The organism is Candidatus Dadabacteria bacterium, from assembly GCA_026706695.1.
Lineage (GTDB): Bacteria > Desulfobacterota_D > UBA1144 > Nemesobacterales > Nemesobacteraceae > Nemesobacter.
The window spans coordinates 18,779-32,210 of record JAPOYE010000010.1; the positions used below are offsets into that span (position 1 = coordinate 18,779).

General features: G+C 45.5%; 11 protein-coding genes and 2 tRNA genes. 7 read left to right on the forward strand and 6 right to left on the reverse strand.

Features of this window, described 5'->3' with window-relative positions:
• Positions 1–84: 84 nt before the first annotated feature.
• Both OXG10_00535 and OXG10_00540 read right to left on the reverse strand, forming a co-directional pair.
• Positions 85–162, reverse strand: a tRNA-Glu gene (locus OXG10_00535).
• A gap of 11 nt (positions 163–173) precedes the next feature.
• A tRNA-Lys gene (locus OXG10_00540) sits at positions 174–246 on the reverse strand.
• Positions 247–367: 121 nt separating this feature from the next.
• Between OXG10_00540 and OXG10_00545 the strand changes: the two genes are divergently transcribed.
• From OXG10_00545 to OXG10_00565, 5 genes are read left to right on the forward strand one after another with little or no spacing between them, the layout of a single operon-like run.
• Positions 368–1,534, forward strand: coding sequence for an MFS transporter (locus OXG10_00545; protein MCY3825860.1), 1,167 nt, complete (start codon positions 368–370; stop codon positions 1,532–1,534).
• Entirely contained in the window at positions 1,531–2,322 is a 792-nt protein-coding gene (locus OXG10_00550; protein MCY3825861.1) for a tRNA (adenine-N1)-methyltransferase, read from the forward strand. The genes OXG10_00545 and OXG10_00550 overlap by 4 nt, the downstream gene beginning before the upstream one ends.
• A complete protein-coding gene (gene rsmG / locus OXG10_00555) occupies positions 2,319–2,981 on the forward strand; it encodes a 16S rRNA (guanine(527)-N(7))-methyltransferase RsmG (protein MCY3825862.1) in 663 nt (220 codons plus the stop codon). Before OXG10_00550 ends, rsmG begins: the two co-directional genes overlap by 4 nt.
• Positions 2,978–3,832 carry an S-methyl-5'-thioadenosine phosphorylase gene (gene mtnP / locus OXG10_00560; protein MCY3825863.1) on the forward strand — a complete coding sequence of 285 codons (855 nt, stop codon included), beginning with the start codon at positions 2,978–2,980 and terminating at the stop codon, positions 3,830–3,832. Before rsmG ends, mtnP begins: the two co-directional genes overlap by 4 nt.
• An 8-nt stretch (positions 3,833–3,840) precedes the next feature.
• Positions 3,841–4,743: a PfkB family carbohydrate kinase gene (locus OXG10_00565; GenBank protein ID MCY3825864.1), complete on the forward strand. Its 903-nt coding sequence runs from the start codon at positions 3,841–3,843 to the stop codon at positions 4,741–4,743.
• 9 nt (positions 4,744–4,752) lie between these two features.
• Here the strand turns inward: OXG10_00565 and OXG10_00570 are convergent, their stop codons facing one another.
• Both OXG10_00570 and OXG10_00575 read right to left on the reverse strand, forming a co-directional pair.
• On the reverse strand, positions 4,753–5,016 hold the full coding sequence (locus tag OXG10_00570; protein ID MCY3825865.1) for a DUF1844 domain-containing protein: 264 nt from the start codon (positions 5,014–5,016) through the stop codon (positions 4,753–4,755).
• Between the two features lie 47 nt (positions 5,017–5,063).
• Entirely contained in the window at positions 5,064–6,011 is a 948-nt protein-coding gene (locus OXG10_00575) for a J domain-containing protein (protein ID MCY3825866.1), read from the reverse strand.
• A 187-nt stretch (positions 6,012–6,198) separates the two neighbouring features.
• Here OXG10_00575 and OXG10_00580 point away from each other — a divergent pair, with 187 nt between their 5' ends.
• Entirely contained in the window at positions 6,199–7,143 is a 945-nt protein-coding gene (locus OXG10_00580; GenBank protein MCY3825867.1) for an NAD-dependent epimerase/dehydratase family protein, read from the forward strand.
• Positions 7,144–7,260: 117 nt separating this feature from the next.
• Here OXG10_00580 and OXG10_00585 read toward each other — a convergent pair whose 3' ends face one another.
• Entirely contained in the window at positions 7,261–8,307 is a 1,047-nt protein-coding gene (locus OXG10_00585) for an Mrp/NBP35 family ATP-binding protein (GenBank protein ID MCY3825868.1), read from the reverse strand.
• Positions 8,308–8,321: 14 nt separating this feature from the next.
• Positions 8,322–8,720: a metal-sulfur cluster assembly factor gene (locus OXG10_00590; protein ID MCY3825869.1), complete on the reverse strand. Its 399-nt coding sequence runs from the start codon at positions 8,718–8,720 to the stop codon at positions 8,322–8,324.
• Between the two features lie 345 nt (positions 8,721–9,065).
• Between OXG10_00590 and OXG10_00595 the strand changes: the two genes are divergently transcribed.
• Entirely contained in the window at positions 9,066–13,364 is a 4,299-nt protein-coding gene (locus tag OXG10_00595) for an AAA domain-containing protein (GenBank protein ID MCY3825870.1), read from the forward strand.
• Positions 13,365–13,432 lie beyond the last annotated feature (68 nt).

The following is a 13,432-nucleotide window of genomic DNA, read 5'->3' on the forward strand; positions in this document are numbered from 1 at the left end:
AAGCCGGTTTTAACCCATCTTCTTGTTAATACTTGACTCCGTAGTATAGAAAACACCTAGCGAATTGAGGCCGGGGATTATTTCTGGCGTCCCCGAGGGGATTTGAACCCCTGTTACCGGCGTGAAAGGCCGATGTCCTAGGCCTGACTAGACGACGGGGACGTATAGTGGTATGAGCCGTACAGGATTTGAACCTGTGACCCACTGCTTAAAAGGCAGTTGCTCTACCAGCTGAGCTAACGGCTCAGAAGATGCCGTATTATATCATGGGCCCTTTTCATGTCAAAAAACTACAGTTGTCCTGATAGAAAGTATAAAATCATGTAAACTCCCTTTCTCACTTTCTTTTTTCAGGTCACCTTTTAGGATGTCTTTTGCACAAAAGTACAGAGATTTTTCCCTCGTCACTTTGGGAAATTTTTTCTTTTTCTGCAATTTTTCCTCTTTTTTCCTGCTTCCGCTTTTCATAAAAGATATCGGGGGTGACGAGGCCCGCATAGGGTATGTCATGGGCACCTTTGGCATAACTTCAATAGGAGCTATCCCCTTCGCAGCCTATCTGATAGACCACTACGGGCGAAGAAGGTTCATGCTTGCAGGTTCTTTCCTGATGTTTCTGGTTTCCTTTCTCTATATTTTTATATCGGATCTTGACGTAAAGATATTTCTCCTGAGGCTCATGCAGGGAATAGCTTTCGCTTTTTTCTTCACCTCAGCCGCTACGGCGGTCTCCGATTATGTTCCCAGTGAAATAAGGGCCTACGGGCTCGGCATTTTCGGTGCCTTCACGATAGCTTCTTACTCGGTTGGACCTACTATCGGAGAAATTGTGATCGAAAGATTCAGCTACTCGACCTTCTTTCTCTATACCTCTTTGTTTAGCCTGCTTGCCTTTATTCTGTGTTTTCTTTCGCGGGAGGGGAACTTCAGGGTATCCGAAAAATCCATTTTCAGCGGATTTTTCGACGTTGTTTTCTCCGCGAGGTTCCGCGTGCTTCTGCTGACCAATCTTATAATTGCCGTGGGACTTGGAAGCATGCTTAATTTCTTCTCCGTTTTTCTCGAGGAAAACGGAATTCATGCTTGGAGCTTTTTTCTTACATATTCGGTAACCGTCATATTAATCAGGATCCTGGGAGGAAAGCTTCCAGATATTGTTGAGAGGAGGAAAATAGCCCTGCCTTCGATGCTTATCATGGTGTCGTCCTTGCTGATGATTTTTTCCATAAACTCCACTTTGAGTGCCGTTCTGGTTTCTTTCGTCTTCAGCCTGGGTTACGGAATTCTCTATCCCACCATAAGCGCGATGATTATCGACAGGGCTCTTGATGATGAAAGGGGAACTGCGATGGGAGCGTTCAACATGTCTTTTAGCATCGGGATAAACTTTTTTGCCTTCGCTCTCGGACTCATAGCGCGAGATTACGGTTTTTCGAACATGTATTCGATAACGGGAATGTTCATGTTTGCGGGGTGCATTATCTTTACCTATAAATATTTTATAAGTGCGGGGAGGGTGAAACGTCTTTCATGAAAATAAAATCCGGTGACACCATTCTCCTCGTTTCACCTGATAATAAAAGCTTCATGGTGGTGGTAGAAGAGGGCAAGTCGTTCAGTTCTCACATGGGAATACTCGATCTTTCCTCCGCGCTGGGAAAAAAATGGGGGGAAACTATAGTCTCAAGTCTTGGAAACGATTTTGTACTTCTTAACCCTACCGTGGAACAGAAGATTATGAAGGTGAGAAGGGCTACGCAGATCGTTTATCCCAAGGATGCGGCCTTGATTCTCTTTAAAACGGACGTGAGAGCGGGAGTGAGGGTTGTTGAAGCCGCGACCGGCTCAGGAGCCCTTACCATCGCGCTTGCGAATTCGGTGGCCCCTTCCGGAAAAGTCTATACGTACGAGAAAAGAGAGCAGTTCATGAATAATGCCAAAGATAACGTACGACGGGCGGGGCTTTCTCAATACGTGGAATTTAACTGTGGCGATGCCAGAGAAGGTTTTAAGGAAAGAGAAGTCGACGTCGCGATACTTGATCTCCCTTCTCCATGGTATGGAATTCCGGCGGCTTACGAGGCTCTTGCTTCCGGAGGGAGAATCGCGAGTATTTCCCCAACATACAACCAGGTGGAAAGAACCGCAGAATCGCTTGAGGAAAAGGGTTTTGTGAGAATCGAAACGGTAGAGCTTATAATGAGGAACTATCAGGTGAAAAAGGGGAAGACCCGCCCGGATAACAGGACCGTGGCACACACAGGATTCCTTACCTTCGCCTTCAAGGGAATAAGCGATGTTGACGCCCGCGAATCAAAATGACTAATGAACGACTTCTTATAGAAGGCGCAGAACAAATAGGCATTAAAAATATCAGAACCGATCTTTTCCTCTCTTATGTTGACCTGCTACGCAAGTGGGGCAGTCGCATAAACCTAAGTTCAGTTCTCACTGACCGAGAAATCATAATCAAGCACCTGATTGATTCCCTTACAGTGGCTGAATTCATGCCTCCCGACTCAAGGGTGATTGACATAGGAACGGGAGCCGGTCTTCCTGGAATTCCGCTTTCTATCTACGACCCGTCCCTCAAGGTTACGCTTCTTGAGTCGGTTGGAAAGAAGGTTGCTTTTTTAAGAGACGTGAAAAGATCTCTCGGACTTAACGGCATTGGTATCCACCATGGTAGAGCGGAGGAAGTAGATAGAGGGATGAGAGGGAGTTTTGACCGGGTGACGTTCCGGGCTCTTGGGAACGTTGGCACTGTCGTGGCTCTCGGTACTCCTTATCTGGATATAGGAGGGGAGATGGTTATAATGAAGGGGCCCCGGGGAAAGAAGGAATGGGAAGATTACGCGAACCGGTACCCGGAAAACATGGAACTTCTTTTTACAAGAGAACTTGAACTGCCTTTTTCAGGTGAGAAAAGGGTGATTATCGTCGCAAAGCCGATATCTCAGCAGATGGAGCCGAAAGTTTGAAAACCATAGGAGTAATAGGCGGAAGCGGTCTTTATGAAATGGAAGGGCTTTCGGATGTTAAAACCGTTTCCATGGAGACTCCATGGGGTAAACCCTCTTCAAGCCTACTTACAGGAACCCTTGGCAGTGTGCGAATGGTGTTTCTTCCAAGACATGGAACAGGGCACACGGTATCCCCGCCTGAGATAAACTTCCGGGCGAATATATACGCAATGAAAGCTATGGGAGTCGAGTGGATTATATCTGTAAGTGCCGTGGGCAGCTTGAAGGAGGAAATAGAACCAGGGCACATAGTGATACCTGATCAGTTCATTGATAACACTAAGCGGAGGCCTTCTACTTTCTTTGAAGGTGGTATAGTAGCCCACGTTTCAATGGCCGACCCGGTGTGCTCTGTGCTATCAGGTTGTTTGCGGGAAGCATCGCTTGGCTCTGGCGGGACGGTCCACTCGGGAGGAACCTACGTCTGTATCGAGGGTCCCCAGTTCTCTACAAGGGCGGAGAGCCATCTGTACAGAAAATGGGGAGCAGACATAATAGGAATGACCGCAATGCCGGAAGCAAAACTTGCCAGGGAAGCGGAGATCTGCTATTCCACAATAGCCCTTTGCACTGATTATGACTGCTGGAACGAAGGTCATGACGACGTCACGGTTTCGGACATAATCGAGATCATGAATAAAAACGTTGAAGCGGCAAAAAAAATAATAGCCGCTGTAGTTGATAATATCCCTGAAGAAAGAGAATGTCCTTGCGGGAGTGCCTTGGGTCACTCTATAATAACGTCCTCGGACTGCGTAACCGAAGAAACCAAGAAGAGATTTGAACTTATCGTGAAAAAATACATGTAGAGGTCCGAATGAGCATCGTCGTTGTAGGGTCAGTAGGAATTGACACCATAGAAACACCTTTTGGAAGAGAAGAAAACGTTCTCGGCGGGTCCGCCTGTTATTTCTCTCTGGCGGCCCGTAATTTTACGGATGTTCATATGGTCTCCTCCGTTGGAGAAGATTTTCCCCCGGATTATTCTGAACTGCTTCGCTCAAGGGGCATTGATACGGAGGGAATAGCGATCAGTGCCGGAGAAACCTTCAGATGGCAAGGCAGATACGACTATGATATGAAAGATCCGGAAACTGTCTCCGTCACCCTTGGTGTTCTGGGATCATTTGACCCTGTGGTTCCCGAGAAATCCAGAGATGCCGATTATCTTTTCTTAGCCAACACGGATCCTGAAATCCAGATGAAGGTCCTTGAACAGGTAAGCTCACCTCGAATTGTGGCCTGCGACACCATGAACTTCTGGATAGACAACAAACTGCAGGAACTGAAGACACTCCTCGGCAGAGTCAACATTCTCATAATAAACGATTCCGAAGCAAGACAGCTATCCGAAGAACCATTGATGGTCAGAGCGGCGAGAAAGATAATGGACATGGGACCGGAATTTCTGATTGTGAAAAGAGGAGAGTACGGAGCTTTGCTTTTTTCTCGGGAAGATCTGTTTTTCGCCCCCAGTTACATGCTTGAGCAAGTGCTTGACCCGACGGGAGCGGGAGATACTTTTGCCGGAGGATTCATGGGCTATGTTGCGTCTATGGATAAAGACCTTGACTTTGCCGGCTTTAAAAAAGGGGTTGCCTACGGAAGTGTTCTGGCTTCCTTTACAGTTGAGGATTTCAGTGTAAGACGTCTGGGCTCGCTAGAGAAAGAAGAAATAGAACGAAGATACGGACAGTTCCTAAAACTGTCGACCATGTAGAAGAGGAAGTCAGCTAAGGGACTTTACGTATTTCATGCGGATATTGTAAATCATGTCGTCAAGAAGATTCTTTTCCTCTTCAGTTAGATTCCCCTCGGTCTTTTCCGCAAGTATCTCAAGTATGGTTATGGTGTGCTTGGCGGCCGGAATGTTAACTTCTCTTTTTTTTGAGTGAGGGTCGGGAATTTCACCCAGATGAATAAGAGCCGAAGCGTTTAATGAGAGAATAAAGCCCGAAAAGTCCATCTTTAATTCTTCTTTTTCACCGCTCACGATAAACCACTCTCCTTACAAGTAAATTCTTAACGCCGTTGGATCAATTATAGATACTGGAGGAGTTTTTTTCTAGGGTCGTAGGGATATTTCTCTTTAATCTCATCCATGAGTTTCTTCATATGCTCGCTGGATTCCTTCGGCATTGCTATCTGAATAACTACGAACTGATCTCCCCGTTTGCCGGTCTTGGGATTCTTCACTCCCTTTTCTCTGAGTCTCATTTTCGTGCCGCTTCCCACGCCGGGAGGGATAGTAAGTTTTACAGGACTCTCTATGGTTGGCACGTCGATCAGCGTTCCCAGGGTCGCCTCATAGACCGTTAGGGGAAGATCAATATATATATCGTCGTTTTCTCTTCTGAAAACCGGATGGGACAAGACCTTTATTTCAAGAATGAGATCTCCGGCCATAGAGTTTATTTGTTCGCCTTTGCCCGGCAACCTTACCTTGGACCCGGTTTTCACTCCAGCCGGAATCTTAACCGTTATTTTTTTGGTTCCGCCCTCGGGCGACTTGATCAGGAGTTCCTTTTCTCCACCTTTTACCGCGGTTTCAAAATCAAGGGTTATAGTATGCTGGATGTTTTTCGGTCTTCTTGGCTGCTGTCGCACGTTACCGAAATCAAAAATATCTCCGAAACTTCCCCCAGCTCCACCCATACCGTAAGCCCCGCCTCCCTGCGAAAAGATATCTTTGAAGATTTCATCTATGTCCGGAAACCCCCGTGAATACTGCCTGTAGTTTCCTCCGCCTGTTCTCTGCCCACCAAAACTGCTTGTCCCGAACATGTCGTAGGTTTTTTTCTTCTCGGGGTCGGAGAGGGTTTCGTAAGCGTGCTGAATTTCCTTGAACTTCTCCTCGGATCTTTTGTCCCCCTGATTCATGTCGGGGTGGTGTTTTCTCGCTAGGTCTCTGTACGCTTTCTTTATCTGGTCCTGCGTCGCGTTTCGCGGTACACCGAGCACTGCGTAAAGATCTTTTTCCGCGTTCATGAAGATAAAAACTCCGATTTTCTCATGCTCATTATAATACTACTTGAGATTGAAAGAAATTGATTAGGAGTTTATATACTTGGCTGCCCGCGGGAGGTACCTTTTTTGACTATTGTGCCGAACCACATTCGAGGAGTATTAAAATAAGGACCAAGAAACAGAAGATAGACGAGAAATACGAGATTCCATGAGCAAGAAGAAAACTGTCGCCGTGACGGGCGCGGCCGGGTTCATCGGCTCAAGATTGGTGAAGAGACTGGCACAATCAGACCATGTGGACAGAGTTATAGCGCTTGATTGTGTCCCGCTAGACATATCCTCTCCGAAAGTCATAACATTCCAGAAGGACATCCGGGAGTCGACTGCGGACATTCTTCGAAAGTACCAGGTTGACGCGGTTGTCCACTTGGCCTTTCTCTTGCGGCCCGGACATGACCGCAAGGCAGCGCACAGGGTGAATGTTAGCGGTACGGCCCAAGTGATACATGACTGCTGGGCTGTCGGCATAAAACACCTTGTCTACCTCAGCAGCACCACTGTGTACGGCGCCCGTTCTGGGACTGAGCAGCCATATACTGAGGAATCACCTGTCAGGCCCGTCCGAGGCTTTCAGTACGCCGAGAACAAGGCCACAGCGGAACTCAAGCTGAAAACATTTGCAATGAACAATCCCAACTCCCGCGTCACCATATTGCGGGGGTGCACAGTAATGGCGCCCCAGTGCGAGAACTTCGTTACTGAGGTCTTTTTCAGACTGGCGAGTGTCCGCGTTCTCGGTGCGGACCCGCAGATGCAGTTCATCCATCTGGCCGACCTGCTCGACGCCTTTGAGCTGTGCCTGCTGAAGCCTGCCTACGGGGTGTTCAACATCACGGGAGAGGGGACAGTTGCCTATAGCGAGATTGCAAGCATTGCGGGTAGGCGCGCGATTACCCTTCCAGCGCCGCTTCTCGCAGTCATCACGTGGGTAACATGGGTGCTGCGACTGCAAAGCGATTCTCCCGCGTGCGGGGTCGAGTACGCAAGATGGCCGTGGGTGGCGAGTAATGAGAAGCTGACACGAGAGACCGGGTTCCGTCCAAAACACACTTCCCGGGAAGCGCTGATGAGCTCGGTGCTGGCAAATAGTTAATTGCTTTCATTCCGCAATCATAGTCTTCATATACCTGATTGAAAAACTATCTGTATTCCTGATGACAACTATATTGATAACTTCTTGAAAGTTAGCCAGGGTGGTTAAATCTGTCAGTCAGTCCTCTATGGATTCGAGTATCCTGTCTGCAATCTCAAAAAAGGCCTTTCCAGCTGCACTTTGCGGATCAGACTCCACGATAGGGGTTCCGTTATCTCCACCGATTCTTATCCGCGGATCGATTGGGATTTCTCCAAGAAACGGAACTTCAAACTTCTCTGCCATACGTCTTCCTCCACCCCTGCCGAATATGTCTATCTTGCCGTCTACATCGGGCATATCGAGATAGCTCATGTTCTCCACTATGCCAAGAATGGGAATATTCAGTTTGTTAAACATCAGTATCCCTCTTCTTACGTCCACTAGAGCTACGTCCTGCGGAGTGGTTACTATAACCCCTCCGCTTATCGGGGCCGTCTGTGCCAGAGAAAGCTGGGCATCCCCCGTGCCTGGAGGAAGGTCAATTACCAAGTAATCCGTTCCGCTCCATTCAACGTCCTCGATGAACTGCTTTATCGCTCCGTGTACCATGGGACCTCTCCATATCACAGCGTCCTCCTCGTTCACGAGAAAACCGATGGACATTACCTTGAGGCCGAATTTTTCTATGGGAACGATCTTGTCATCGGCGGTTGCACGGGGTTTTTCGCTTATCCCCATCATCAAAGGAGCGCTCGGTCCCCAAATATCGGCATCCATAAGCCCGACTTTCTGTCTTTTTTTTGAGATTGCCAGGGAGAGGTTGGTTGCTATTGTTGACTTGCCGACTCCTCCTTTGCCGCTTGCGACGGCTATGTAGTACTTTATATCGGGAAGCTTGCTTTTTTCACTACCCGCATCGGCAGTTATCTGCTTCTGTGGTCGCGAGCCGATCTTCATCGAGAGGTCTTCAACTCCGGGTATGCCGAAAATGGCTTTTCGGACTTCTTCCTCGATTGTGGACTGAAGTTTCTGGTCGGGCTTGGGAAGTACTATGGAAAGGGTCACCTTCGAACCCTCCACAAGAATGTCTTTTACGAGACCGAAGGATACTATGTCCCGGTTAAATCCCGGATAGTTAACACCCTTAAGAACTTTTATTATCCGTTCTCTGTTTAGTTCCACGCGGAAAGTTCCCCCTAAGAGATACCCAGTTTCTTTTTTCCTTCCTCGGATATCATGTCGGGGTTCCAGGGAGGATCCCATATCACCTCTATAAGAACGTTATCGGCTCCCGCGTTTTTAAGGGCCATTTCAGCTTGGCCCGCTATATGTGCTCCCATGGCGCACCCTGGGGTGGTAAGGGTCATCTTGATTTGAACGTTCCGCCCGGAAATTTTGGTGTCGTAAATAAGCCCAAGATCCACTATGCTCACGGGAAGTTCGGGGTCGTACACATCCTTAAGAGCGCCGTAGACTGTCTCTTTCGTTATTTCGGGGCTGTCTTCGGGTTTTTTCTTTTTTTCAATCTTGGTAAAAGACACGGAGCTTTTATCCTTAGAAGGACCGCCCCTGTCTATCTGGATTATCTTTTTCATCCCCATAATTTGCCTCCTGATTTCTTTTTTTAACTATACAACACTAGCTACAGTATCAAAGCCCTTTGCTAGTCTCTGAATCTTCAGCATCGTTAAGTTCGGTTGGTCGTGCCTGAAGATACAGCAGTTAAAAATTTTTCCGAGTAGAATTCAAGCACAAAATCACAGACACAGGTGGACTTAACTTCACTTATTTTGATATTATAACTTAACCAAATGAATTTTCTAAGAACGGATTGACACATAGTAAGAGGTGTTTCGTACCGAATTTGGAAATTGCGTTTGCTCTTTGTATCCTCGAATATATTTTCAATTAAAAATCGCTAGACCTTGAACTAAACCTTAATGCATCAAAAACGCAACATTCCTTGGCTTCAGATCCTCCGCTTTCATAAAGAAATAACTCGAAGAGGTGAAGAGAATTTCTTTGCTCTTCCTGTAGATCAACTTGATTCCGACAGATGCTCTTCTCTATATAAATTTGAATTCAAGAGCTTTGCAGGACCATGGCAAGTTGATCCTGATACGTTCAAGAGTAAGCCATTTCTCCAGAAACTAAAGCGGAAAGAAGTGGATGAAATTTTCCTTGGCGGCCCTTGCTGGTACAAGGCTCCAAGAAAAAACGACCGAGGCAGTGGTAATTGGTTACCGGTTCTATACCGACAGATAAAATTTTACTTAGATACGGATTCCGTCTGCATTGTCCCCGATCAAGGTAAATGGGAAATATCCCCTCTAGTCTACGATCTCCTCGAGAGTAAAAGCGCCCAGTCTAGGCATCCACTGGAACAATGGTTGCCTAATCTTATAGAAATTACTCAGAATCTATCCACAACTAAGAATATTGATCTTACAGAGGCTTTAATCGATATCTTATCAAGCAACATCCCCGAACTTGGAGAAGAGCTTCGGAAGAAAATTCAATCTGGCATCTCACATCTACCTTCGCCTTGGATTATCTTTAGTCCAACAACATCTTCTTCCCCAGTATATCAGCATTTGATGTCTGATTATGAAGAACTAGATAAAATTCTTGAAAAACAGACTGACAACATTGGCGGGTTTGAGCTCCTTGAAGATATAGCCGTTACTGAGAATGCTCAATCGGTTTCATTACTCCCAGTTGTTCCTCTTAATAGATCTCAAGAGAAAGCGGTTTTGGGTATTCTGGCTGGAAAGCCTGTTACAGTCATCAGTGGTCCTCCGGGAACCGGCAAGAGTCAGGTTGTCGTCTCATCTTTGCTTAACTGTTGGTCACAAGGGAAGAGTGTTCTTTTCGCTAGTCAGAACAATCAAGCTGTTGATACCGTCCGAGAAAGGATAAAGAAGTTTGAAGATCAATTTCCGATAGCGATTCGCACAGGAAGCAAACGTTATAGAACTGATTTCAACGAAGCACTTCGGCGTATTCTAAACGCCATCACGTACTCAACAGCAAATTCTTTATCTACAAAACAGGATGCTTCTCAGCGCAAAGACAGTCTGTTGAGTAAAAAGAAACAAATTGAGGAATTTCTCGATAGTAAGCTCCCCCAACGTATTAATGAATCCTTAAGCTCTTCTCTTGAAGCCTATGCATTGCATCAGAGTACACTTGCCGAGTTACAAGAAGCCAAAGAATCTCTACGTTCAGACCTTAGGAAAATTGGCTACACCCTGGATGCAGAAGACTTCAAACGCTTGGTGTTTGACCCGCTGAACACCTGGGTTGGAAATATCAGTTCTGTCAAAAAAGAAATAATTGATAACAAAAAAAAAGAAGAACTATATAAAAGCGAAGCAACAGAAGCAGAAGAGAAACGCAACCAATCAGTTCAGACTTTAGGGCTCGATTTCTCAAAGGTTAGAAGCTGGGATTGGCTCATTTCTGCACAAGGCCCTGAGTCTCTCCAAGCGTGGTTAACAAGCTTTCACAAACTAATTGATAATATTCATGAACACGATCTTGAAGTTTTACCTTGGGATAATAACTACGAATACTGGAAAAGCTCTGAACAAGCTGAAAAATGGTCAGAAAATACACACAAGCTTGTTGAGGTCATAAACTCTGACTTTGGTCAACTTGAACAACTCATTAAAGAAGTTGCCGAGGCCGAATCCGAACTCAACCAAGAACATGAAGTTTCCAATTCTCTCCTTGATATAATGGCAAAGCCACACTTATTGGATGCTCTCCAAAGGTGGACCACCCTCTACTCTGAATACTGTACTCAACCCAAAACATGGGTTTCCTGGCTCCCTTTTTCTGATAAGAGCAAGTTGAACCGAGCTATTCGAGAAGTCGAAAAGATTCTTCTGCCTACCTTTCCCGCATCCATGTGGCAGAGAGTAGGACCTCTTAATGATGAAGGAAGGAGAAGGTTTGTACAGATCATTGAAAAGAACGAGAAATGGTTAGATCTTCGAAAAGCAACGGATATAAAACAGGACTCAATAAGATCTAAGTTTCGCGAGTTTCGTACCCTCGCTACAAACCTCAGACTTGCTGATATACCACAATCGGAAGATCTTAATCTGTGGATGAAATTTGCCGAAGTTCTTGCGGAGAACCAGAAAATCGCCAAGGTAGCAGCAACCGCATGGAGACATCGCGAAAACCGAGAAAAGATCTGTGGACAACTGCAACAAGCTGTATCTAAATACAATACTATTGCTTCGGGTATCCCTCTAAGAGAAGCTTGGGTAAGTGGTATAGGTGCTCAGTTTCATGAGACTATTAATGCTCTCAATTCCACCCCTTCTTTTGAAAATATAGTTGCCGTGAGGACTGTTCTATACAGTAAAGATGTCGATGAATTTATAGAAATCTGGAAAGAAGCCCGCAAACACGAGAAAAGATTGCGGTCTATTCAATCTTCTGTGGAGGAACTGCCTACAAAGTTAGATCTGATTGAAAACTGGTGGAATATAAAGCCAGATTTGGTTCCAATTGAGGCCCATCAAAGAAGCCAACTTCCTAAAGGGGATGACGTAGTTTTTGAACATACCAAAACTTGTCAGGAATGGTTGGAATCTTGGAATATCTTTGTATCTAGAACACGCCAAAAGTACGAAGACAAGCTTCAAGAAGAAAAAAATTGGGCATGTAAAAAACTTGCTGAAGCTGGCGAGCTGATCCCTAACAAAGACAAAAAGAATATTCAAGTCCTTATAGATCAAGTTGTCGGAAAGGATACTGATGAGTGGCCGGTAACTAAACTTCGAGATGCTTTCGGCAAATTTGAGCCTGTCCGTCTTAAAGCACGAGTTGAAAATATAAATTACGAGCTTGAGAAACTATCTTTTGACGAAGCTAAAGATCGTTGGGTTCAACAGTTATCCCAAGACCCAGAAATTCAAGACGTGCTTCGTCAACTTCTTGATAGATATCAACAGTCTGGAGGGGGTTCTATATTACCAGAAGATTACGATTTATTTGAAAAAGCTTTAAAAGCCATACCCGTATGGATTATTACGGCTCTCTCACCGCAATCTTTACCTTTAATTCCGCACTTATTTGATGTTCTAGTGATTGATGAAGCTACTCAATGTACTATTACTAATCTCCTTCCGCTAATTTATAGAGCAAAGAGTCTTGTGGTTATAGGAGACCCGGAACAGCTTCCTGCTATTCCAACATTGAGAGAAAACGCGGAAAGGACACTTGCACAGAATTTCCAAGTTGATCAGTGGCTTGATCTGCTTGGACACTCACAAAGAACTGTTTACGATACAGCTGTTCAATGTCTGCCCCGTCGATACTCGGACATAGTCTTGCTTGAAGAGCACTACAGGAGTCATCCTTTAATAATCGGATTTTCAAATCGATATATTTACCAGAAACGACTGCAACTCAAAAAAGATTCCATCGAAATTTCAAACGCTCTTGGAATATCAGGAATTGATGTTCAAGGATTCTGCAAGCGGGGACAATTAGGTCGGAGCTGGATTAACGAAAAAGAAGCTGAAAAAGTAGTAACTTTAATCCAAGAGTTACGAAACAACAATCGTTACTCTAATTTTACCATAGGTGTAGTCACTCCTTTCCGCTCTCAAGCAGATCTTATTGCTAATCTCATTGAGAAACAAACCTCTGATTCTGATATCCATAGGGACATCACCATAGGAACGGTTCATACCTATCAGGGTGATGAACGCGACTTGATGATTTTCTCGCCGGTTGTTTCTAAAGGAATTTCTGACAATACAGTTCAGTGGGTTGGAAACCCGAACATGATAAATGTTGCTGTGACCCGAGCCAGAGAGGGATTCTTCTTCGTAGCGGATTTCGGAGTGTGCCGACGACAGAGGGGTGTCTTAGGACATCTCACTCGCTATGTTGAAGACGTGGAAAATCTCCGCAAGACCAGTGCAGAGGAACTCGAACTCTTCAGTTGGATGGTAATGCAGGGATGGGACCCTGAAGTGCATCCAAAGATTAGAGACATTGAGGTGGATTTTGTTCTAAAGAAAGCAGGTAGAAAAATAGTAGTTGAAGTCGACGGAGAGCAACACAAACGGCGAAGAGTTGAAGATAAAAGTCGAGATGTTTTTTTAAACTCACGCGGCTACGAAGTATATCGTTTTCCAACTCGAGAAGTCCGCGAAGCCCCTGCTTCCATCATTCATCTGTTGGGAAAAAAGCTTTCTGGGGAATTTAGTTAGTTATAACCACCCTGAGGCACTTGCGTAGTTGAGTATAGCCATACAGGGCAAGAGGTTTGAGGAGGGGC